This window comes from Roseicyclus marinus (genome assembly GCF_036322625.1).
Lineage (GTDB): Bacteria > Pseudomonadota > Alphaproteobacteria > Rhodobacterales > Rhodobacteraceae > Roseicyclus > Roseicyclus marinus_A.
On sequence record NZ_AP027266.1, the window covers coordinates 3,173,539 to 3,193,230 of the forward strand.

The 19,692-nt window shown below is 65.9% G+C and carries 22 protein-coding genes; 13 read left to right on the forward strand and 9 right to left on the reverse strand.

The genetic code is table 11. The features are described 5' to 3' along the window. Positions 1-9 precede the first annotated feature (9 nt). The gene (locus AABA51_RS15390) at positions 10-771 is read left to right on the forward strand and encodes an NAD(P)H-dependent oxidoreductase (RefSeq protein ID WP_338272964.1); all 762 of its coding nucleotides are present in this window, start codon (positions 10-12) and stop codon (positions 769-771) included. Positions 772-773: 2 nt separating this feature from the next. Here the strand turns inward: AABA51_RS15390 and argC are convergent, their stop codons facing one another. Next, positions 774-1,688 carry an N-acetyl-gamma-glutamyl-phosphate reductase gene (gene argC, locus AABA51_RS15395; protein WP_338272966.1) on the reverse strand — a complete coding sequence of 305 codons (915 nt, stop codon included), beginning with the start codon at positions 1,686-1,688 and terminating at the stop codon, positions 774-776. Between the two features lie 183 nt (positions 1,689-1,871). Between argC and era the strand changes: the two genes are divergently transcribed. Both era and AABA51_RS15405 read left to right on the forward strand, forming a co-directional pair. Next, positions 1,872-2,777, forward strand: a complete 906-nt coding sequence (gene era, locus AABA51_RS15400) for a GTPase Era (protein ID WP_338272968.1) — start codon at positions 1,872-1,874, stop codon at positions 2,775-2,777. A gap of 3 nt (positions 2,778-2,780) precedes the next feature. Further along, complete coding sequence (locus tag AABA51_RS15405) at positions 2,781-3,110, forward strand: DUF1491 family protein (protein WP_338272969.1); 330 nt, start codon at positions 2,781-2,783, stop codon at positions 3,108-3,110. Positions 3,111-3,206: 96 nt separating this feature from the next. Here AABA51_RS15405 and AABA51_RS15410 read toward each other — a convergent pair whose 3' ends face one another. After that, positions 3,207-3,824: a Pr6Pr family membrane protein gene (locus tag AABA51_RS15410; RefSeq protein WP_338272971.1), complete on the reverse strand. Its 618-nt coding sequence runs from the start codon at positions 3,822-3,824 to the stop codon at positions 3,207-3,209. Positions 3,825-3,889: 65 nt separating this feature from the next. On the opposite strand from AABA51_RS15410, the gene recO reads away from it, so the two are divergent. After that, a complete protein-coding gene (recO, locus tag AABA51_RS15415; RefSeq protein ID WP_338272972.1) occupies positions 3,890-4,654 on the forward strand; it encodes a DNA repair protein RecO in 765 nt (254 codons plus the stop codon). Here the strand turns inward: recO and thpR are convergent. Continuing rightward, the gene (thpR, locus tag AABA51_RS15420; RefSeq protein WP_338272974.1) at positions 4,636-5,175 is read right to left on the reverse strand and encodes an RNA 2',3'-cyclic phosphodiesterase; all 540 of its coding nucleotides are present in this window, start codon (positions 5,173-5,175) and stop codon (positions 4,636-4,638) included. The genes recO and thpR overlap by 19 nt on opposite strands. An 83-nt stretch (positions 5,176-5,258) precedes the next feature. Next, on the reverse strand, positions 5,259-6,944 hold the full coding sequence (locus AABA51_RS15425; RefSeq protein WP_338272976.1) for an acyl-CoA dehydrogenase family protein: 1,686 nt from the start codon (positions 6,942-6,944) through the stop codon (positions 5,259-5,261). 178 nt (positions 6,945-7,122) lie between these two features. Here AABA51_RS15425 and AABA51_RS15430 point away from each other — a divergent pair, with 178 nt between their 5' ends. After that, positions 7,123-7,896, forward strand: coding sequence for a sulfite exporter TauE/SafE family protein (locus AABA51_RS15430; RefSeq protein WP_338272980.1), 774 nt, complete (start codon positions 7,123-7,125; stop codon positions 7,894-7,896). Between the two features lie 4 nt (positions 7,897-7,900). On the opposite strand, the gene AABA51_RS15435 is transcribed toward AABA51_RS15430, so the two are convergent. Together AABA51_RS15435 and AABA51_RS15440 are read right to left on the reverse strand one after the other, a co-directional pair. After that, on the reverse strand, positions 7,901-8,446 hold the full coding sequence (locus AABA51_RS15435) for a DUF3859 domain-containing protein (RefSeq protein ID WP_338272982.1): 546 nt from the start codon (positions 8,444-8,446) through the stop codon (positions 7,901-7,903). A gap of 19 nt (positions 8,447-8,465) precedes the next feature. Continuing rightward, the gene (locus AABA51_RS15440; RefSeq protein WP_338272984.1) at positions 8,466-10,064 is read right to left on the reverse strand and encodes a phosphoenolpyruvate carboxykinase; all 1,599 of its coding nucleotides are present in this window, start codon (positions 10,062-10,064) and stop codon (positions 8,466-8,468) included. A gap of 319 nt (positions 10,065-10,383) precedes the next feature. Here AABA51_RS15440 and AABA51_RS15445 point away from each other — a divergent pair, with 319 nt between their 5' ends. From AABA51_RS15445 to AABA51_RS15475, 7 genes are read left to right on the forward strand one after another with little or no spacing between them, the layout of a single operon-like run. Next, a complete protein-coding gene (locus AABA51_RS15445; RefSeq protein WP_338272985.1) occupies positions 10,384-11,085 on the forward strand; it encodes a response regulator transcription factor in 702 nt (233 codons plus the stop codon). A gap of 30 nt (positions 11,086-11,115) precedes the next feature. Beyond that, the gene (locus AABA51_RS15450) at positions 11,116-12,828 is read left to right on the forward strand and encodes a sensor histidine kinase (RefSeq protein WP_338276636.1); all 1,713 of its coding nucleotides are present in this window, start codon (positions 11,116-11,118) and stop codon (positions 12,826-12,828) included. Between the two features lie 9 nt (positions 12,829-12,837). Further along, complete coding sequence (locus AABA51_RS15455) at positions 12,838-13,329, forward strand: HPr kinase/phosphorylase (RefSeq protein ID WP_338272988.1); 492 nt, start codon at positions 12,838-12,840, stop codon at positions 13,327-13,329. A gap of 16 nt (positions 13,330-13,345) precedes the next feature. Beyond that, a complete protein-coding gene (gene rapZ / locus AABA51_RS15460; RefSeq protein WP_338272990.1) occupies positions 13,346-14,278 on the forward strand; it encodes an RNase adapter RapZ in 933 nt (310 codons plus the stop codon). Next, positions 14,275-14,664 carry a PTS sugar transporter subunit IIA gene (locus tag AABA51_RS15465; protein WP_277828123.1) on the forward strand — a complete coding sequence of 130 codons (390 nt, stop codon included), beginning with the start codon at positions 14,275-14,277 and terminating at the stop codon, positions 14,662-14,664. The genes rapZ and AABA51_RS15465 overlap by 4 nt, the downstream gene beginning before the upstream one ends. Before the next feature lie 3 nt (positions 14,665-14,667). Then, the gene (locus AABA51_RS15470; RefSeq protein ID WP_338272991.1) at positions 14,668-14,949 is read left to right on the forward strand and encodes an HPr family phosphocarrier protein; all 282 of its coding nucleotides are present in this window, start codon (positions 14,668-14,670) and stop codon (positions 14,947-14,949) included. Between the two features lie 44 nt (positions 14,950-14,993). Further along, positions 14,994-15,893: a lysophospholipid acyltransferase family protein gene (locus AABA51_RS15475; protein ID WP_338272993.1), complete on the forward strand. Its 900-nt coding sequence runs from the start codon at positions 14,994-14,996 to the stop codon at positions 15,891-15,893. A 95-nt stretch (positions 15,894-15,988) separates the two neighbouring features. Here the strand turns inward: AABA51_RS15475 and AABA51_RS15480 are convergent, their stop codons facing one another. Continuing rightward, positions 15,989-16,864, reverse strand: coding sequence for a 3-hydroxybutyryl-CoA dehydrogenase (locus AABA51_RS15480; protein ID WP_338272995.1), 876 nt, complete (start codon positions 16,862-16,864; stop codon positions 15,989-15,991). A gap of 222 nt (positions 16,865-17,086) precedes the next feature. Between AABA51_RS15480 and AABA51_RS15485 the strand changes: the two genes are divergently transcribed. Next, a complete protein-coding gene (locus AABA51_RS15485; protein ID WP_338272996.1) occupies positions 17,087-17,908 on the forward strand; it encodes a DUF6473 family protein in 822 nt (273 codons plus the stop codon). Positions 17,909-17,960: 52 nt separating this feature from the next. Here the strand turns inward: AABA51_RS15485 and AABA51_RS15490 are convergent, their stop codons facing one another. Then, positions 17,961-18,887 carry an electron transfer flavoprotein subunit alpha/FixB family protein gene (locus tag AABA51_RS15490; protein ID WP_338272998.1) on the reverse strand — a complete coding sequence of 309 codons (927 nt, stop codon included), beginning with the start codon at positions 18,885-18,887 and terminating at the stop codon, positions 17,961-17,963. Then, on the reverse strand, positions 18,887-19,648 hold the full coding sequence (locus AABA51_RS15495; protein WP_338273000.1) for an electron transfer flavoprotein subunit beta/FixA family protein: 762 nt from the start codon (positions 19,646-19,648) through the stop codon (positions 18,887-18,889). The genes AABA51_RS15490 and AABA51_RS15495 overlap by 1 nt, the downstream gene beginning before the upstream one ends. Between the last annotated feature and the right edge of the window lie 44 nt (positions 19,649-19,692).

Consider the following 19,692-nt stretch of genomic DNA (forward strand, 5'->3'; position numbering starts at 1 on the left):
GAAATGGTCGTGGAACGGACAACCCTGATCGTGCTGGCGCATCCCGAGCGCAGGTCCTTCTGTGGCGCATGGGCCGAGGCGAGCGCGGCGGCAGCTGCGGCGCAAGGCGACCGCGTTCTATGGTCGGATCTCTACGGCATGGGGTTTCATCCTGCCGAGGGGCCGGGCCGCTACGCTGCGCCGCCTGCGCCTTTCGATGCGCTCAAGGCACAGGAACAGGCGGCAGCCGCGGGCGATCTGCCGCCCGACATCGCGGCGGAGGTCGACAAGATCCGCACCGCAGACAGGATCGTCTTTCACTTCCCGATCTGGTGGTTCGCGCCGCCTGCCATGCTCAAGGGCTGGTGCGACCGGGCGCTGGTGCATGGACTGCTGCATGACGTGGACCGCCGCTTCGACACCGGGCTGCTGCGGGGCAAGCGCGCGCTGTTCTGCGTCACCACCGGCGCGCGCGAGACCGAGGCAGGCCCCGACGGCAAGGAGGGCGAAACCCGGCTCCTGCTCTGGCCGCTGGCCCATACGCTGCGCTATTGCGGGATGGAGGTGGCCGAGCCCCTGATCGTCCATGGCGTGCACGGCTATCACGAGGGCGCGCGCAAGCGGGCGCTCGAGGCCCGGCTGACGCAGGTTCTGGCCGCTCAAGGCCGGATCCTGGCCGATCTTGCGCAACGCCCCCTGATGCCCTTCAACGCCGACGCTGATTTCGATGCCGACGGACGGCTAAGGCCCGATGCGCCGAGCCATTGGCCCTTCATCCGGCACGATGGCTAGGGTCAGAGACCCGTCCCTTCGTCCAGCCCGAGCAGGATGTTGAGGTTCTGCACCGCAGCCCCGGATGCCCCCTTGCCGAGGTTGTCGAGGACCGCGATCAGCACCGTCGCCCCGGTCTCGGGATCGCCATCGACGCTCAGCTCCATCACGTTGGTGTCGTTCATCCGCTGCGGATCGATCCTGTCGCCCAGCTCTTCACGTGCCACGACACGCACGAAACGCTGACCCGCGTAATGGGCCGCCAGGGCCTCCATCGCTGCAGCGGGACCGCCGGGGGGCAGATGCAGCGGAACCTGCACGATCATCCCTTGGGCGAACTGGCCCACCTGCGGCACGAAGATCGGTTTCCGGGTCAGACCGGCATGGGCCACGATCTCGGGCAGATGCTTGTGCTTTTGGCCCGTGCCATAGACGAAGCCGCCGGAAATGGCCCCGGTCTCGAATTCGGCGATCATGGATTTGCCGCCTCCCGAATAGCCCGAAATCGCGTTGATCGTGACCGGATGGTCCGACGCGATGACGCCGGCGGCAACCATGGGTTTGAGCAGCGCGATGGCCCCGGTGGAATAGCAGCCGGGGTTCGACACGTATTTCGCCGCCGCGATCCGGTCGCGCGCGCCGGCGTCCAGCTCGGCAAATCCGTATTCCCAATCGGGATGCACCCGATGCGCGGTCGAGGCGTCGATGACGCGGCAGGGCTGATGCGCCAGATCCGGCGCGATCTCGTGGACCGCCGCATCGGGCAGGCACAGGATCGCGACATCGGCCTCGGCAAAGGCCCCGATCCGCGCGAGCCGCGACTTGCGGTTTTCCTCGGACAGCGAAATGAGCGTGATGTCATCCCGCGTCTCGAGGCGCGCGCGGATCTGAAGCCCCGTCGTGCCCACTTCGCCGTCGATGAATACCTTTGCCGCCATGGCCCTGCCCCTTGCGCTGGTCGCCGCCCGGATACCGGGTTACCCGGCCTTGCCGCAAGTGCGGATTGGAAACGGTACCCATCACGAATGCTGATGAAACCGCCCGCGCGCCTCTGCACCATGGCCATATGGTCCGCAATCGGCTAAGGCGACGGCCCAGACACCCGCCCCAAGGATATGCCCATGACCACCCGCGCCGGTTTCGTTGCCCTGATCGGTGAGCCCAATGCCGGCAAGTCGACGCTCCTGAACCGCATGGTGGGGGCCAAGGTCTCGATCGTCACCCACAAGGTGCAGACCACCCGCGCCCGCATCCGCGGCGTGGCCATGGCGGGCGACAGCCAGATCGTCTTCGTCGACACGCCGGGCCTGTTTCGCCCCCGCCGCAGGCTCGACCGCGCGATGGTCGCCGCCGCCTGGGGCGGGGCGGCGGATGCCGATGTCATCGTCCTTTTGATCGAGGCGCATCGCGGCAAGACCGATGGCGTCGAGACGATCCTGTCCACGCTCACCGAAAAGGCCACGGGCCGCCGCGTGGTTCTGGCCATCAACAAGATCGACCGGGTCGAGGCCCCCGTTCTCCTGAAACTGACCGAGGAGATGAACGCGGCCTTCCCCTTCGAACGGACCTTCATGATCTCGGCCGAACGCGGTTACGGGGTCGAGGATCTGCGCGACTGGCTGGCCGCGGCCATGCCCGAAAGCCCCTGGCTCTACCCCGAGGATCAGATCGCCGATCTGCCGATGCGCATGATCGCCGCCGAAATGACGCGCGAGAAACTGACCCTCCGCCTGCACGAGGAATTGCCCTACCAGCTGACGGTCGAGACCGAACATTGGGAAGAGCGCAAGGATGGCTCCGCCCGGATCGACCAGGTGGTCTATGTCGCCCGCGACGGCCACAAGGGCATCGTTCTGGGCAAGGGCGGTGAGACGATCAAGGCCGTCTCCAAGGCCGCCCGCGAAGAGCTGGAGGAATTCATGGGCCGCCGCGTCCACCTGTTCTTGCAGGTGAAAGTGCGCCCCAACTGGCTCGAAGAGGCGGAACGCTATACCGAGATGGGCCTCGATTTCCGCGACGGGAACTGAGGCTTGGCGCGGCTGACCGCCGAATTCTGGGTGCAGGCCTATCTGACGCGGCTCAGGCTGGCCGATATCCCGGCCTTTGTCGTGGCGCGCGGCGATGCGACGGCGGGGGCGGTGCTAGTCAAATGCAGCACGCTTGACGGGCAGGCGGTGGCGTTTCAGCGCCGGACCGACCTGATGACGGGCCAGGCTGTCTGGATGGAACTGGCGCGCGGGCCCGAAGGGGATGTGGATGCCGCCATCACACGGCAACGCGGCTTCGACCCCGACCTCTGGGTGATCGAGGTGGAAGACCGCGCCGGACGTCATCTGCTGGACGAGCCGGGCTTGGCGTGATCGGGTTCAACGGTGCGCCGTGACAGGCGCACCCTACACACCACCTTGGGTAGGGTGCGCCTTCAGGCGCACCAAGATGCGGCACCCACCACAACCCTACCGATCCGCGTACCGCCCCACCGCGATCATCCCCACGCCGCCCAGCAGGAACAAAACCAAAAGCGCCGCCATGTTCACCGCCGCCGCGACCTCTCCGATCACGGGCAGGTCGATGAACGGATAGGGATAGACCCCATCCAATGACCCGCGCCACAGCGCATAGGTCGCATAGACCGATGGCCACAGGACAAAGATCGGCAGATCCGCATAGACAAGCCGCCGCTTGGGCGCATGGACCAGCCACCACAGGAACAGCGCCACCGGCACGACACTGTGCAAACCGTGGTCCGCCCACCATCCGATCCCGGAAAATTCCACCAGCCCCGACAACAGCAGGTGATAAACCGCCCCCACCATCGCCACCGACAGGGTCAGCGCCGCAAGCCACGGCCCCGACACCCCGCCCCGCAACGGGCGCGAGATGACGGCAAAGGTCACAACCACCAGCCCATGCGTCAGGATCGTGAAATACCGCGCCATGTCCCACAGCGTCGCGGCCAGCCCCAGCTCCAGCGCATCCATCAGGTACAAGGCCTGCATCCCCAGCGAGACCGCCGAGACAAGCGCGATCAACAGGGCCGTGCGACGGGCGGTGCGGGACAGCTCCGGGAACATGCCGCAAAGCCTGCCATGCTGCCCGGCAATGGACAAGCGTGCTGCCCGGCGCATATGCCAGAGCCATGGAATGGCGTGCCGAAGGGATCTTGCTGGGGGTGCGGCGGCATGGGGAACATGCCGCGATCCTCGACCTGTTCACCGAAGATCGCGGCCGGCACATGGGCGTGCTCAAGGGCGGCGCCTCGCGCAAGATGGCCCCGCTCCTGCAGCCGGGCGCGCAGCTCGACGCGACATGGCGGGCGCGGCTCGATACGCATCTGGGGGCCTATGGCATCGACCTGGTCCGGGGCCGCGCCGCCGAGGCGATGGAGGACCGCCTGTCGCTTGCGGGCCTGTCGGCGGTCTGCGCGCTCCTGTCCTTCGCGCTGCCCGAACGCCATGCCTATCCCGGCCTTTACGCCCGCACCCTCGTGCTGCTCGACGGGCTGGGGGCCGACCGCTGGCCCGAGGCTTATCTGACATGGGAACTGGCGCTTTTGGAGGAAACGGGCTTCGGCCTCGACCTCTCGGCCTGTGCCGTCACCGGGGCGACGCAGGGGCTCGCCTATGTCTCGCCGCGCACGGGGCGGGCGGTCTCCGCTGCCGGGGCGGGGGAATGGGCCGACCGCCTCCTGCCGCTGCCCGCAGCGCTTCTGGGAATGGCCGGGGGCGATCCCCTGGGCGTGGTGGCGGGCCTGCGGACGACCGGGCATTTCCTGTCAGGTCACCTCGCCCCGTCGCTCGGCGACAAACCCCTGCCCCCCGCGCGCCAGCGCCTTGTCGATCTGATCGCTCTTCGCGCGCAACCGCGCGGGGATCAAGGTCGCACTCAGCCGCCCAGCGGATAGACCACCAAAGGGTCATGGACAGCGCCCCTCGGCGTCAGGCTCGACTGGTAGAGCGTGACAGCCCGCGCGGTGAACCCCAGCAGGCCGGGCACAGGCCCAAGGCTTGCCGTCAACCGGTCGCGGGCCGTGCCATCGGGCCTGTGATTGGCGCGCGTTAGCGTGACATGGGGCCGGAACCTTCGGCGCGGCAGGTCCAGCCCCGCCGCCCGGCACAGGCTGGCGATCCGGTCGTGAAGGGCCTGCAGCGCCTCGGTCCGCTCGACGGCGGCAAAGACAAGCCCCCGCGCGCCTTCGGTGAAACTGTCGAGCCCCGTGAACCGGATATCGACCGCGCCCGCGCGCAAACCCGTCATCAGATCGTGCAGATCCTCCAGCGCGGCTTCGGGCGCATCTTCCAGAAAGTCCAGCGTCAGGTGCAGGTTTTCTTCCGGCACCGCACGGCCAAAAGGCACCGAGGATTGCAGCCGGATCAGATCACCCGCCACATCCTCCGGGATCGGGATGGCGAGAAAGGCGCGCATGAGGTCTCCGTCACCGGGTTCGGGAAAGCTGCGCCCACAAGGCCTCGGGGATGGTGCGCCCGCCGACCGGGCGCACCGAACCCTCACCCCAACAGGCGCCGCGCGATCACCTGCGCCTGGATCTCGGCCGCCCCTTCGAAAATGTTCAGGATCCGCGCATCGCACAGGATGCGGCTGATCTTGTATTCCAGCGCGAACCCGTTCCCGCCATGGATCTGCAGCGCATTGTCCGCACAGGCCCAGGCGACCCGCGCGCCGAGCAGCTTGGCCATCCCGGCCTCCAGGTCGCAGCGCCGGTCATGGTCCTTTTCCCAGGCCGAGAAATAGGTCAGCTGCCGCGCGATCATGATCTCGACCGCCATCATGGCAAGCTTGCTCGCCACGCGGGGAAACTCGATCAGTGCGCGCCCGAATTGCTTGCGGTCCTCGGCATATTGCATCCCCTCGTCCAGCGCCGATTGCGCCACGCCGATGGCGCGGGCCGCCGTCTGGATGCGCGCCGATTCAAAGGTCTGCATCAGCTGCTTGAACCCCTGCCCCTCGGTCTCGCCCAACAGGTTCTCGCCCTTGACGCGGAAATCGTCGAAATTGACGGTGTATTCCTTCATGCCCCGGTAGCCCAGAACCTCGATCTCCCCGCCCGAAATCCCCGCATCGGGGAAAGGGTTGGCATCGTCGCCCGGCGTCTTTTCGGCCAGGAACATCGACAGGCCGCGATAGTCGGTCGTATCGGGGATGGTGCGCGCCAGAACCGTCATCACATGGGTCCGCGCGGCATGGGTGATCCAGGTCTTGTTGCCCTTGAGCACCCAATCGCCGCTCTCGTCCCTGACCGCCCGTGTGCGCAGCGCACCCAGATCCGACCCGGTATTTGGCTCGGTAAAGACCGCCGTGGGCAGGATCTCTCCGCTGGCCAGACCCGGCAGCCATTTCTCCTTCTGCGCGTCGGTCCCCCCCGCAAGGATCAGCTCGGCGGCGATCTCGGACCGGGTGCCAAGGCTACCCACCCCGATATAGCCGCGCGACAATTCCTCGGACACCACGCACATCGACGCCTTGGACAGGCCGAAACCGCCGTATTCCTCGGGGATGGTCAGGCCGAAAACCCCCATCTCGGCCAGCTCCCCGATCACTTCCATCGGGATCAGCTCGTCCTTCAGGTGCCATTCATGGGCATGGGGCTCCACCTTGTCGACGCTGTAGCGGCGGAACTGCTCGCGGATCATCTCCAGCTCGTCGTCAAGCCCCGTGGCGCCGACCGTGATCTCGGCCCGGCGCTCCTGCATCAGCGCGACCAGCCGCATCCGGGCGACCTGCGTGTTGCCCGATCGGGTCAGCACCATGACCTCGGGCGTCATCAGCCCGCGCTGATCCTCCTGGCTCAGGCCCAGATCCTGCGGCCGCACGATCTCGGCCTGGTTCATCTGGATGCCGCCATAGAGCTGCCAGAGGTATTCGCCGAACGCGATCTGCAAGATCAGCTGCTCGACCTCGCCGAACTTGCCCTGCTCCTCCAGACGGCCCGCCCAGGCCCGCATCTGCCGCAGCGATTCGACATAGGTGGCCATCCAGGCCAGCCCATGCGCGGCGGTCTGGTTCTCCTCGATGGCGCTGCCCGAAACCCGCCCCTCGACCGTGACCAGCGCCGCAACGCGGGCCCGCGCCGTGGCCAAAAGCGCCTCGGCCGGGGCGACGGCGGCAGCGGTCAGCCCCAGCAGATCGGAAAGGATCGTCTGGGTCTCGTCGGTGATCTGTCCGTCGCGGGGCATGGTCCGTCTCCTTCCGTCGTCATCGGGCCTGTCTTGTCCCGGTTCGATCTAGGGCCTTTGCACATGCAGCGCAACAAAAATACCAACTTTGTCGCAGTCGCGCAGGAAAATGTCGCGGTGATTTTTGCGATGCAGCATCCCCGGCACAAGGCTATGACAGCCTCGAAAAGGGGCGATCATGCTGCAGGACACCTTCAATCTCATGCCGCTCTGGGCCTTCGTGGCGGCCTGTGGCGTGACCCTCGTGGCGGGCTTCGTCAAGGGTGCCATCGGCTTTGCCATGCCGCTGGTGATGATCTCGGGCCTGTCGATCTTTCTCGATCCGCTCGTGGCGGTGGCGGGCATCGTCCTGCCCATCGTGATGTCGAACCTCCTTCAGGTCATGCGCTTTTCTTGGGCCGAGGCGCGCGCCGCCCTGCGCGAATTCTGGCGCTATATCGCGGTCATCTGCGTGATGATCCTGATCGCGGCGCAATTCGTCACGATGATCCCGACCCAGACCTTCTACCTGGTGCTTGGCGTGCCGGTGGTGATCCTGTCGCTGATCCAGCTTGTCGGTGTGCGGTTCCACATATCGCCCGCGTGGCGGCGGCCCTCGGAATGGATCGTGGGCCTGATCTCGGGCACGATCGGGGGGCTGACAGGCACCTGGGGCCCGCCCACGGTGCTCTATCTCATCGCGCTCGATACGCCCAAGGCGAAACAGATGCTGGTGCAGGGCGTGGTCTACGGCCTCGGCTCGGTCACGCTGTTCCTGGGGCACCTGCAATCGGGCGTGTTGAACGGCGTCACGGCCCCTTGGTCCGCCGCACTGCTGATCCCCGCTTTCCTGGGTATGCGGCTGGGCTTCTGGATGTCGGACCGGATGAACCCGGTCCTGTTCCGCCGGGCCACGCTGGTCGTTCTGGTCGTGGCGGGTGTCAACCTCGTGCGGCGGGGGCTGATGGGCTGATCCCTTACGACAGCATCGCCCCGCCGCAGCCCTGCACCAGGTCGGGCAGCATCGCGGGCGGCACCACGTCGAATTCGATCACGAACAACAGCTCCTCGCCCTGCGCGCCTTCGAAACTCCAGCGTCCCGTCACCAACTCGCTCTCCAGCTCAAAGGCAAAACCCACAAGGCTCGGCCCCTCGATCACCGTGATCCATTGCTCCACCTCGACCCCGCTGTCAGGATAGGGCGGATGGGTGATCGTAACCGTCACCGGGTCCAGCACGACGCCCGCGCGCGGCTCGACCACAAGACCAAAGGCGATGCCGATCTCGGCGGGAACGACGGTTGTCTCGACGCGAAACTCCGGCAGGCCGGGCACCACGTTCACCACACCCGCCGCCGTTCCCGGCGCCTCTTCAAGCGCCACGGGTGGATCGGCGCAATAGACGCCATAGCTCAAGCGGTCGATCAGGTAGGATTTGAACGGAACTGGGCGCACCTCGGCCACCGCACTTGCGGCAAGGCTGAACGCCAATACCGACAGACCGAGAAACCGAGGGCCCGTCACGGGCCCCCGGCGCAATCCCTCAGGAAATCGCGGCAGCCTTAACGTCATCGTCGATATAGGGGACGTATTGCGCGAAATTGTCGGCGAACATCTGCACCAGTTTCTGCGCCTGCCGGTCATAGGCCGCCGCATCCGCCCAGGTCCCGCGCGGGTCCAGAAGCGCCGCATCGACACCGTTGCAGGCCATCGGAACCTCGAAGCCGAAATTCGGATCGCGGCGGAATTCGACCTTGTTCAGCGACCCGTCCAGCGCGGCGGTCAACAGCGCGCGCGTGGCGCGGATCGGCATCCGGCTGCCGGTGCCATAGGCCCCGCCGGTCCAGCCGGTGTTCACCAGCCAGCAGGTCGCGCCATGCGCGGCGATCTTGTCTTGCAACAGCTTGCCATAGACCTCGGGCCGGCGCGGCATGAAGGGGGCGCCGAAACAGGTGGAAAAGGTCGGCTCCGGCTCGGTCACGCCGCGCTCGGTCCCCGCCACCTTGGAGGTGAAGCCAGACAGGAAGTGATACATCGCCTGCGCGGGCGTCAGCCGCGCGATGGGCGGCAGCACGCCGAAGGCGTCGCAGGTCAGCATCACGATATTCTTGGGATGCCCGGCCAGACCCGTGGTCGAGGCATTGGCGATCTGGTCCAGCGGATAGGCGCAGCGCGTGTTCGCCGTCAGGCTGTCATCGTCGAAATCCAGCTCCAGCGTCTCGGCGTCATAGACCATGTTCTCGATCACCGTGCCAAAGGTGCGGGTGGTCGCATAGATCTGCGGCTCCGCCTCCTCGCGCAGGTTGATCGTCTTGGCATAGCAGCCGCCTTCGAAGTTGAAGATGCCGCTGTCCGACCAGCCATGTTCGTCATCGCCGATCAGCGTCCGGCCCGGATCGGCCGACAGCGTCGTCTTGCCGGTGCCCGACAGGCCAAAGAACACCGCCGCATCGGCCGGATCGTCCGTGGCATGGTTGGCCGAGCAATGCATCGGCATCACACCCTTGCCGGGCAGGATGTAGTTGAGCAGCGTGAAAACCGATTTCTTGTTCTCGCCCGCATATTCGGTGTTGGCGATCAGGATCAGTTTCTTGTCGAAATTCAGCGCGATCACCGTATCGGTGCGGCAGCCGTGCCGCTCGGGATCGGCCTTGAAGCTCGGGCAGTTGATGATGGTGAATTCGGGAACGAAGCTCGCCAGCTCCGAGGCTTCGGGACGGCGCAGCAGGTGGCGGATGAACAGGTTGTGCCACGCCAGCTCCGACACCACGCGCACATCCAGACGATGCGCCGGGTCGGCACCGCCATACAGATCCTGCACGTAATACTCGCGGCCCTTCATGTGCTCCAGCATGTCGGCATGGAGGTGGTCAAAGGCCTCGGGCGTCATGCCCTTGTTGTTCTCCCACCAGATCTTGTCTTCGACCTCGGGGGTGCGGACCACGAACTTGTCCTTGGGCGAACGGCCGGTGAACTTTCCGGTCGTGACCAGAAGCGTGCCGCCCTTGCCCAGCCGTCCCTCGCCGCGCGCGATGGCGGCTTCGATCAGCGCAGGCTCCAGCAGGTTGTAATGCACGGCGCCCAGCCCGGTCATCCCTTGGGCTTCCAGCGTCTGCGAAGGATTCACGCGTGCGGTGGTCATAGTCGATGCTCCCGGATCGATCGTGGCTTTCCTGCGGCAGGACCCGCCGCGCCATGGCCGCCTATAACATGACGATTTTGAGACTGAACAGGACGGTTTCGCACAGTTAGCGCAACCAAGCGGCAATTTTCTTTCGCGACCCGGCCAGCGCCAACCGCCACAGGCCTGTGTTTGCTGTGGCAGTTTAACCACTGCTTCACCACCCAGCCCCTATTCACAAGGCAACTTTGGGCGCGATTCGGAGATTAAAGATTGATTCTCCGCCATCGAACAGGGAGAATAACGAAAAAACAAGTGTCGAGCAGTAAAGGGTACCACAATGCCGAGGATCGCACTCGTCGATGACGACAGGAATATCCTGACGTCCGTTTCCATGACTCTTGAGGCCGAAGGTTTCGATGTCGAAACCTACAACGACGGGCAATCCGCGCTGGATGCCTTCAACCGCCGCCTGCCCGATCTGGGTGTGTTCGACATCAAGATGCCGCGCATGGACGGCATGGACCTGCTTCAGCGCCTCCGCCAGAAAAGCCGGATGCCGGTGATCTTCCTCACCTCCAAGGATGACGAGATCGACGAGCTGATGGGCCTGCGCATGGGCGCCGACGATTACGTCAAGAAACCCTTTTCCCAGCGCCTTCTGGTCGAACGCATCCGCTCCATCCTCCGCCGGCAGGACGCCATCGCCTCCGATGCCGCCGGCACGCCCGAGGAAAGCGCGGTGATGCAGCGCGGCGAACTGACGATGGACCCGCTGCGCCACGCCGTCACCTGGAAGGGCAAGGATGTCTCGCTCACCGTCACCGAATTCCTGCTGTTGCAGGCGCTCGCCCAGCGCCCCGGCTTCGTCAAAAGCCGCGATCAGCTGATGGATGTGGCCTATGACGAACAGGTCTATGTCGACGACCGCACCATCGACAGCCACATCAAGCGGCTGCGCAAGAAGATGCGGGCCGTCGACGATGATTTCTCGGCGATCGAGACGCTTTACGGCATCGGCTACCGCTACAACGAAGAATAAGGCCCAAGGCCCGTGCCCGCCGATCTCTCCATGACCAACCGCCGCGCCAAGGCCCGGGCAGACATCGTTCTTGGCGAGGATTGGGACCGTCCCCACAGCTCGGTCGAGACCGAGCTGAAAGCCGCCCGCGCCCGGCGCGGCCTCATCTCGCTCAACCGCTCCCCGCTCGCGCGCAAGATCATCCTCTTCAACGTGCTGGCCATGGTCGTGCTGGTGGCCGGGGTCATGTATCTCAACCCGTTCCGCGAAAGCATGGTCGCCCAGCGCGAACGCGCCCTCGCGGTCGAGGTGCAGCTGATCGCCGAAGTGCTGGAGGCGTCGATGACGGCCACCGGCGGCACCGATCTGGCCGCCAATGACGGGCGCGACGCGGCGAATATCCTTGGCGCGATGAACCTGTCCGACGGGATCGATGTCTTCGTCTATGCCCTGCCCGACCGGCTCGTGACCTCCACCGCCATGGTCGCGCGCAACCCCGCGCGTCCCGTCCGCGGGCTCGACCCGCGCCAGCCCGATACGCTCCTGATCACCGATTTCCTCAATTCCGTCTGGTCCGGCCTCTCGCGGCTCCTGACCGGCGCGGGCACCCCCCAGCCCGTTCAGACCGCCGAAGGATTGGCCGCCTCGCTCCTGCCCGCCACGGCCGATGGCGCGACCGTGCTCAGCCGCGGCACCATCGCCTCGGGCACGCTCTATGCCGCGGCCACCCCCGTGTTCGCGCCCGACGGGCAGCTTGGCATCGTCGTCATCACCACCGCCGCCGGGGAAATCGACCACCTCGCCCGCGCCGAACGCGAACAGATGCTCCAGATGTTCGTCGTGGCGCTCTTGGTCTCCATCGTCCTCAGCCTCGTTCTCGCCTCCACCATCGCGCATCCGCTCGCCGATCTGGCCGCCGCCGCCGAACTGGGCCGCGACAAGAACGCCCGCAAGATGAGCCCGACGCGCGTCCGCATCCCCGACCTGACCGGCCGTCCCGATGAAATCGGCCGCCTGTCGGGCGCGCTGCGCGGCATGGTCAGCGCGCTCTACGACCGGATCGACGCCAACGAACAATTCGCCGCCGATGTCAGCCACGAGATCAAGAACCCGCTGGCCAGCCTGCGCTCGGCCGTCGGCACCATGCGCCTCGCCAAGACCGAGGATCAGCGCAACCGCCTGCTCGAGGTGATCGAACACGACGTGCAGCGCCTCGACCGGCTGGTCTCCGACATCTCCAACGCCTCCCGCCTTGACAGCGAACTGGTCAAGGAGGAGGAGGAGGAATTCGACCTCGTCCGCACGCTCCAGAACCTGTCCCATTACCATGGCGAGGAAGCGGGGCGGAAAGGCGTGGATTTCATCACCGACCTGCCCCCCGACCCGATCCGCATCTCCGGCCTCGAGGGGCGGCTGGCCCAGGTCTTCGTCAACCTCTTGTCCAACGCCATCTCTTTCTGCGACACTGGCGATGCGGTGCGGCTCTGGGCGCGACGCCGCGAAAACCGGGTGCTCATCGTGGTCGAGGATACCGGCCCCGGCATCCCCGAATCGGCGCTGACCAAAGTGTTCAACAGGTTCTATTCCGAACGGCCCGAACAGCAGTTCGGCAATCATTCCGGCCTCGGCCTCGCGATCTCCAAACAGATCGTGGAGGCGCATGGCGGCGTCATCTGGGCCGAGAATATCCGCCCCACCGCCGCCGATGCCGATGCCGGCTCCGAACCGCTGGGTGCCCGTTTCGTCGTCGGCCTGCCGATCTGACCGGCGGCGATGCCCGAGCATCCGACCCATCCCGACCAGATCGAGCCTTTGGAGAAATGGGCCGCAGGGCGTGACGGCGCTGCGATCTGGCTCAACGCCACAGGCATCGCCATCGGGGATGCGGGCATCGCGATCCTCGGGGTACCCGGCAGCGGGAAATCCAGCCTCGCCCTGTCCCTCATCGCCATGGGCGCGACCCTCATCGCCGATGACGGCCTCTGGCTCGACCCCGACACCGACCCGCCCCGCCTCCGCCGCCCCGACACGGCGCAAGACCTGATCGAGGCGCGCGGCATCGGCCTGTTGCGCGCGGGCCCGACACGGGCAACAGCCCCCCTCACGATCCTCGTGGACCTCGACCGGGCAGAGCCGCACCGCCTGCCGCCGCGACGCTACGTCGCGACGGGCGATGGCCGCTATCCGTTGATCCTGGGGGCCGGGAACCACACCCTTGCGCCAGCCCTATTCCTGATGGCGCGGCTTGGTCGCGCCGAACCCTGATCCGACGGCGCAGCCGATGACCTCCGCAACCCGACCCGACACCGCCGCGACGCGCGTGGTCTTTGTCACCGGCCCCTCGGGCGCGGGGCGGTCCACCGCGATCAACGCGCTCGAGGATCTGGGCTTCGAGGCGATCGACAACATCCCCCTCGGCCTCCTGCCCCGCCTTCTCGAAGGGCCGCCGCCCGACCGCCCCCTCGCCCTCGGCATCGACGCGCGCAACCGCGACTATTCCGCCGCGGGGCTGGTGGCGGCCTTTGACCGGCTCACCGCCACGCCCGGCCTGTCGCCCGATCTCCTCTATCTCGACTGCGCCGCCGATGTGCTCCAGCGCCGCTATTCCGAAACCCGCCGCCGCCATCCCCTCGCCCCCGAGGCCGACCCCGCGCAGGGCATCGCCCGCGAACTGGCGCTCCTCGTCCCCGTGCGCGAAGCCGCCAGCGTTCTGGTCGACACCTCCGGCCTCACGCCCCATGACCTGCGCGCCGAGATCACGCGCCTCTTCGCCCCCGATGGCGCCGGACGGCTGGCCATCACGCTGACCTCGTTTTCCTACAAGCGCGGCCTGCCCACGAGCGCGGATCTGGTCTTTGACTGCCGCTTCCTGCGCAATCCGCATTGGGATGCGGCGCTCCGCCCCGAGGATGGCCGCAGCCCCGAGGTGCAGGCCTACATCGCCACCGATCCCCGTTTCACCGCCTTCCGCAACCAGGTGATCGCCATGGCCGATCTGCTCCTGCCGGCCTTCGAGGCCGAGGGCAAAAGCCACCTGACCATCGCCTTCGGGTGCACCGGCGGGCAACACCGATCGGTGGCAATGACCGAAATCCTGTCGGCGCACCTTGCGGAAAAGGGGTGGCCGGTGTCTAAACGTCACAGGGAAGTGGAACAGCGACGCGCCGCGGGGACAGGTGCGAAGCCAGAAGGTCCAGAGGCGACAAGGACGTGATCGGCATCGTGATCGTTGCCCATGGCGGGCTGGCACCCGAACTCAAGCGGGCGGCGGAACATGTCGTGGGCGCACAGGCCGCGATGATCGCCATTTCCATCGGCCCCGAGGATGACCGCGCCGCGCGCACCCGCGAAATCTGCGATGCGGCCGATGCGGTCGATGACGGATCGGGCGTGGTGGTCGTCACCGACATGTTCGGCGGCTCGCCCTCCAACCTGTCGCTCACGGCCTGTCGGCCGCAGAACCGCAAGATCCTGACCGGGGTGAACCTGCCGATGCTGATCAAGCTGGCGAAATCCCGCGATCTCGACGTGGAAGAGGCCGTGGCCCGCGCCGCCGAAGCCGGTCGGCGCTACATCAACAGTTTCGACGGAGCACCCTGAGGCATGTCCGACCAGAACGTGATCCGCCACCTCGACATCATCAACATCAAGGGGCTTCATGCCCGCGCCTCGGCCCGCTTCGTCGAAGTGGTCGAAGCCCATGACGCAAAGGCCATTGTGCGCCGCGATGGGCTGAGTGCCGCCGGCGACTCGATCATGGGGCTTTTGATGTTGGCAGCCTCCATGGGAACCTCTATTGAGGTCGAAACCTCCGGCCCGGAGGCGGAAAAGCTCGCCGATGCGCTTGCGGCTCTTGTCGCGGACCGCTTCGGCGAAGGCAGCTGACACCGGGGCAGACGACGGCAACCGACCGGATGGGACAAGGGCGCGTGACCGATACGAGTTCCCGAAATATTTCTGCGCCGCGACCGGCGCTGCGGCCGGGGCCCGACCGTGTCTATGACAGGCGCAGCCTGACCTATGCCAACAGCTTCGACAATTTCTGGACCCGCCACACGATCAAGGCGATCGAATGGGCGACCGGCAAGCTGACGATCATCCGCCGCGTCCGCCAGTTCGAAAAGATGGGCGAATTCAAGGGGCAGGCGTTTTGGCCGGCCACGATGAAGGTGATGGGGATCGACCTGCAGACCCCGGATCACCAGCTCGACCGCATCCCGGCCGAGGGGCCGGTGGTTCTTGTGGCCAACCACCCCCACGGGCTCGTGGACGGGATGATCCTTGCCGACCTGATCGGGCGGCGCAGACCCGATTACCGCATCCTGACGCGCGCGCTTCTGACCGGTCTCGACGAATCGGCGGCCAGCTACATGATCCCCGTGCCCTTCCCGCACGAACCCGACGCGCAGGAAAAGATGCTCCAGATGCGCGCCGCAGCGATGGGCCATCTCGAACAAAAGGGCCTTATCGCGCTTTTCCCGTCCGGCGCGGTCGCCGCCTCCGAAAGCATGTGGGGTCCGGCGGTCGAGGGGGAATGGAACGTCTTCACCGCCAAGATGATCCGCAAATCCGGCGCCACCATCGTGCCGCTCTATTTCACCGGCGCGAATTCGCGCTGGTACCAGGTCGCGAACCGGATTTCTCCGATCCTGCGTCAGGGCCTCCTGATCCACGAGGTCGTGCACAGCTTCGACAAGCCGCAAGCGCCCGTGATCGGCCATCCGATCACGCCCGACCAATGGGAAGAGCGTATCGCCAAGCCGCGCGAGTTCATGGCGTGGCTGCGCCAACGCACCCTGTCGCTGCGCGACGACCCGGACGCGCAATAATCCCTGACAATCGGTAAACCGGCCCTGCGGCTCGCAGGATTCCGGTAACTTCTGCCCCGGAATCTTTACCCTGCCTTAACCCTTTGCCCCGCCCGTCAACGGGTCGGCACGGGCACCTCGCCCCGGTAATCGTAGAAGCCGCGCTGCGTCTTGCGGCCCAGCCACCCGGCCTCGACGTATTTCGTCAAGAGCGGGCAGGGCCGGTATTTCGTATCCGCCAAGCCGTCATGCAGCACGTTCATGATCGCCAGACAGGTGTCCAACCCTATGAAATCGGCCAATTCCAGCGGCCCCATCGGGTGATTGGTGCCCAGCTTCATCGCCATGTCGATCGAGGTGACATTCCCCACGCCCTCATAAAGCGTATAGACCGCCTCGTTGATCATCGGCATCAGGATGCGGTTGACGATGAAAGCGGGGAAATCCTCGGCCGTCGCAGCCGTTTTTCCCAACCGGTCCACAACCGCCTTGCAGGCCGCGAACGTTTCCTCATCCGTGGCGATTCCGCGAATGAGTTCAACCAGTTGCATGACCGGCACCGGGTTCATGAAATGGAACCCCATGAACTTTTCGGGCCGGTCCGTGCGGCTTGCCAGCCGCGTGATCGAGATCGACGAGGTGTTCGAGGTCAGGATCGTCTTGGGGCTGAGATGCGGCAGCAGATCCTCGAAGATCGCCTGTTTCACCGTCTCCCGCTCGGTCGCGGCCTCGATGATCAGATCGCTCGGCCCCACCTCGGCCAGAACCGTCGTGGTGCGGATGCGCGCCATGGCCTCGGCCATCTCGGCCTCGGTCACCTTTCCGCGCCCCACCTGCCGGGAAATATTGCGCTCGATCAAGGCGATAGCCTTGTTCAACGCTTCGGCGCTGATATCGGTCATGACCACGTCATAGCCCGCCAGCGCACAGACATGGGCAATGCCGTTGCCCATCTGCCCCGCGCCAACAACCCCGATCGACCTGATTTCCATGCGCTTTCCCTGCCCTGCACGGCGGATGACCGCCCGCTTCTCGCGCGCAGCATAGGCGCGACTGGTGGCCCGAGACAAGCCTGCCCCACCGCGACGCAAGCGCGCTGCCGAGCCTCGCATTTTCGGAAAAATATATTCGAATAAGGGGTTTAGGACTTTGGCAAGAGCCAGCGGCCAAAGTCATCCCCGGGTGAGTCGTCTGGACTTCGGGAGAGACGGGGAATGAGTTACGCACACAGGGGAAACCTTCCCCTCGATTATGCCGCCGTGGCCTATCCGGGATCGGTCCTGCGCTTTCGCGGGCCTGCGCAGGATCTGGATACACCTTTTGTCCTGTGTCTGGGCGGGGCCGAAACCTTCGGGCGCTTCATCCACGCGCCCTATGCCACGCGCCTTGCCGAAACGCTGCCCGGCCCGGTCGTGAACATGGGTGTTCCGAACGCGGGTCTCGACGTGATCCTGACCGATCCCGCCATCCGCGCCGCGACCCGCAAGGCCCGCGCGATCGTCTTGCAGATCACCGGGGCGCAGAACATGAGCAACCGCTTCTATGCCGTCCATCCGCGCCGCAACGACCGCTTCATCCGCGCGACAACCATGCTGCGCACGCTCTACCGCGACGTGGATTTCACCGATTTCCACTTCACCCGCCATCTTCTGACCCATCTGCGCGGCCTGTCGCGCGACCGTTTCGGCGTGGTCGAGGCGGAATTGCGCGAGGCATGGGTTGCGCGGATGCTGGGGTTTCTGGCCCGCGCGCCTGCGCCTGTTCACCTGCTCTGGCTGTCGCGCCGCGCCCCCGAAACGCCGGATGACGGCCTGCATCTGGGGCCCGATCCGCTTTTCGTAACGCCCGCGATGATACAGGCGGTGGCGGCCCACGCCGCCTCGGTCAGCGTCGCCACCGCCCCGCCCTGCCCGCCGGGTCAACGAACCCGGGGCATGTTCTTTGCGGGGGGAGAGGAAAGCGTCGCGCGGCTCCTTCCCGGACCCGAAGCGCATGAGATGGCCGCAAGCCTGCTGGCCCCGCTGCTTCGCCCATGAAAAAAGCCGCCCCCGTGACAGGGGCGGCTTTTGCTTTTGAATCAACAGCTTGTCAGAGCTTGGAGGTCAGCTCCGGCACCGCCTCGAACAGGTCGGCGACAAGACCGTAATCGGCCACCTGGAAAATCGGGGCCTCTTCATCCTTGTTGATCGCCACGATGACCTTGCTGTCCTTCATCCCGGCCAGGTGCTGGATCGCGCCGGAAATGCCGACGGCGATGTACAGCTCGGGCGCGACCACCTTGCCGGTCTGGCCCACCTGCCAATCGTTCGGGGCATAGCCCGAATCGACCGCCGCGCGCGATGCGCCGACCGCCGCGCCCAGCTTGTCGGCCAGACCTTCGATCAGGGCGAATTGTTCCTCGGACCCGACGCCGCGACCGCCCGAAACGACGATGCCCGCGCTGGTCAGTTCCGGCCGGTCAGAGGCCGCAACCTTGTCCTCGACCCAAGCCGACAGGCCCGTCGACGCAGGCGCATCGACCATCGCCACCGGCGCGGAATTGCCCGTAGCGGCAAGCTCGAAACCGGTGGTGCGGAAGGTGATGACCTTTTTCGCATCGGTCGATTTCACCGTCTGGATCGCGTTGCCGGCATAGATCGGGCGCTCGAACGTGTCGACATCGACGATCCCCATCGCATCCGAGATCACCATGACATCGAGCATCGCCGCGACACGCGGCATGATGTTCTTGGCATCGGTGGTGGCGGGCGCGCAGATGTGGCTGTAGTCGCCCGCGATGCTGACGATCAGATCGGCGGTCGCCTCGGCCAGACGATGGCCAAGGCTGTCACCCTCGGCGCAGAGCACCTTGGCCACGCCCGCGATGGTCGCCGCCTGATCCGCCGACGCCTTGGCCGATGCCCCGGCGCACAGCACCGTCACATCCCCCAGTTTCGCGGCAGCCGTCACCGCCTTGGCGGTCGCGTCCATGTTCAATTCGCCCGAGGTCACCTCGGCCAGCAGAAGAACAGCCATCAGATCACCCCCGCTTCGTCCTTGAGTTTCGTGATCAGCTCGTCGACCGAGCCCACCTTGACGCCCGCCTTGCGCGTGCCCGGCTCGGTCGTCTTGACGACGCTCAGGCGCGGCGTGACATCGACGCCGTAATCGGCGGCGGTTTTTTCATCGAGCGGCTTTTTCTTTGCCTTCATGATGTTGGGCAGCGAGGCATAGCGCGGCTCGTTCAGGCGCAGGTCGACGGTCACGATGGCGGGCATCTTGACCTTGATCGTCTGCAAACCGCCATCGACCTCGCGCGTCACGACAGCGCTGTCGCCGTCGACCGCCAATTCGCTGGCGAATGTCGCCTGCGACCAACCCAGAAGCGCCGACAGCATCTGTCCGGTGGCGTTCATGTCGTTGTCGATGGCCTGCTTGCCGCAGATCACGAGGCCGGGGTTTTCCTCGGCCACGACCTTGGCAAGGATCTTGGCGACGGCCAGCGGCTCGATATCCTGATGCACGTCATCGGCGGCGACGACGAGGATCGCGCGATCCGCCCCCATGGCCAATGCGGTGCGCAGCGTTTCCTGCGCCTGCTTGACGCCGATCGACACGGCGATGACTTCCTCGGCCTTCCCGGCTTCCTTCAGGCGGATCGCTTCCTCGACCGCGATCTCGTCGAACGGGTTCATCGACATCTTGACGTTGGCGAGATCGACACCGGACCCATCCGCCTTGACGCGGACCTTCACGTTGTAATCGATCACGCGTTTGACCGGTACGAGTACCTTCATCGCGTTCTCTCCTCTTTCGGGCGCGGACGCGCCTCACGAACCTT

Coding starts and splice junctions, on each gene's coding strand:
- argC (WP_338272966.1), bottom strand. CDS start 1,688: ATGGCGGCAAAGGTATTCATCGACGGCGAAGTGGGCACGACGGGGCTT.
- era (WP_338272968.1), top strand. CDS start 1,872: ATGACCACCCGCGCCGGTTTCGTTGCCCTGATCGGTGAGCCCAATGCC.
- AABA51_RS15410 (WP_338272971.1), bottom strand. CDS start 3,824: ATGTTCCCGGAGCTGTCCCGCACCGCCCGTCGCACGGCCCTGTTGATC.
- recO (WP_338272972.1), top strand. CDS start 3,890: ATGGAATGGCGTGCCGAAGGGATCTTGCTGGGGGTGCGGCGGCATGGG.
- thpR (WP_338272974.1), bottom strand. CDS start 5,175: ATGCGCGCCTTTCTCGCCATCCCGATCCCGGAGGATGTGGCGGGTGAT.
- AABA51_RS15425 (WP_338272976.1), bottom strand. CDS start 6,944: ATGCCCCGCGACGGACAGATCACCGACGAGACCCAGACGATCCTTTCC.
- AABA51_RS15430 (WP_338272980.1), top strand. CDS start 7,123: ATGCTGCAGGACACCTTCAATCTCATGCCGCTCTGGGCCTTCGTGGCG.
- AABA51_RS15440 (WP_338272984.1), bottom strand. CDS start 10,064: ATGACCACCGCACGCGTGAATCCTTCGCAGACGCTGGAAGCCCAAGGG.
- AABA51_RS15445 (WP_338272985.1), top strand. CDS start 10,384: ATGCCGAGGATCGCACTCGTCGATGACGACAGGAATATCCTGACGTCC.
- AABA51_RS15450 (WP_338276636.1), top strand. CDS start 11,116: ATGACCAACCGCCGCGCCAAGGCCCGGGCAGACATCGTTCTTGGCGAG.
- AABA51_RS15455 (WP_338272988.1), top strand. CDS start 12,838: ATGCCCGAGCATCCGACCCATCCCGACCAGATCGAGCCTTTGGAGAAA.
- rapZ (WP_338272990.1), top strand. CDS start 13,346: ATGACCTCCGCAACCCGACCCGACACCGCCGCGACGCGCGTGGTCTTT.
- AABA51_RS15470 (WP_338272991.1), top strand. CDS start 14,668: ATGTCCGACCAGAACGTGATCCGCCACCTCGACATCATCAACATCAAG.
- AABA51_RS15480 (WP_338272995.1), bottom strand. CDS start 16,864: ATGGAAATCAGGTCGATCGGGGTTGTTGGCGCGGGGCAGATGGGCAAC.
- AABA51_RS15485 (WP_338272996.1), top strand. CDS start 17,087: ATGAGTTACGCACACAGGGGAAACCTTCCCCTCGATTATGCCGCCGTG.
- AABA51_RS15490 (WP_338272998.1), bottom strand. CDS start 18,887: ATGGCTGTTCTTCTGCTGGCCGAGGTGACCTCGGGCGAATTGAACATG.
- AABA51_RS15495 (WP_338273000.1), bottom strand. CDS start 19,648: ATGAAGGTACTCGTACCGGTCAAACGCGTGATCGATTACAACGTGAAG.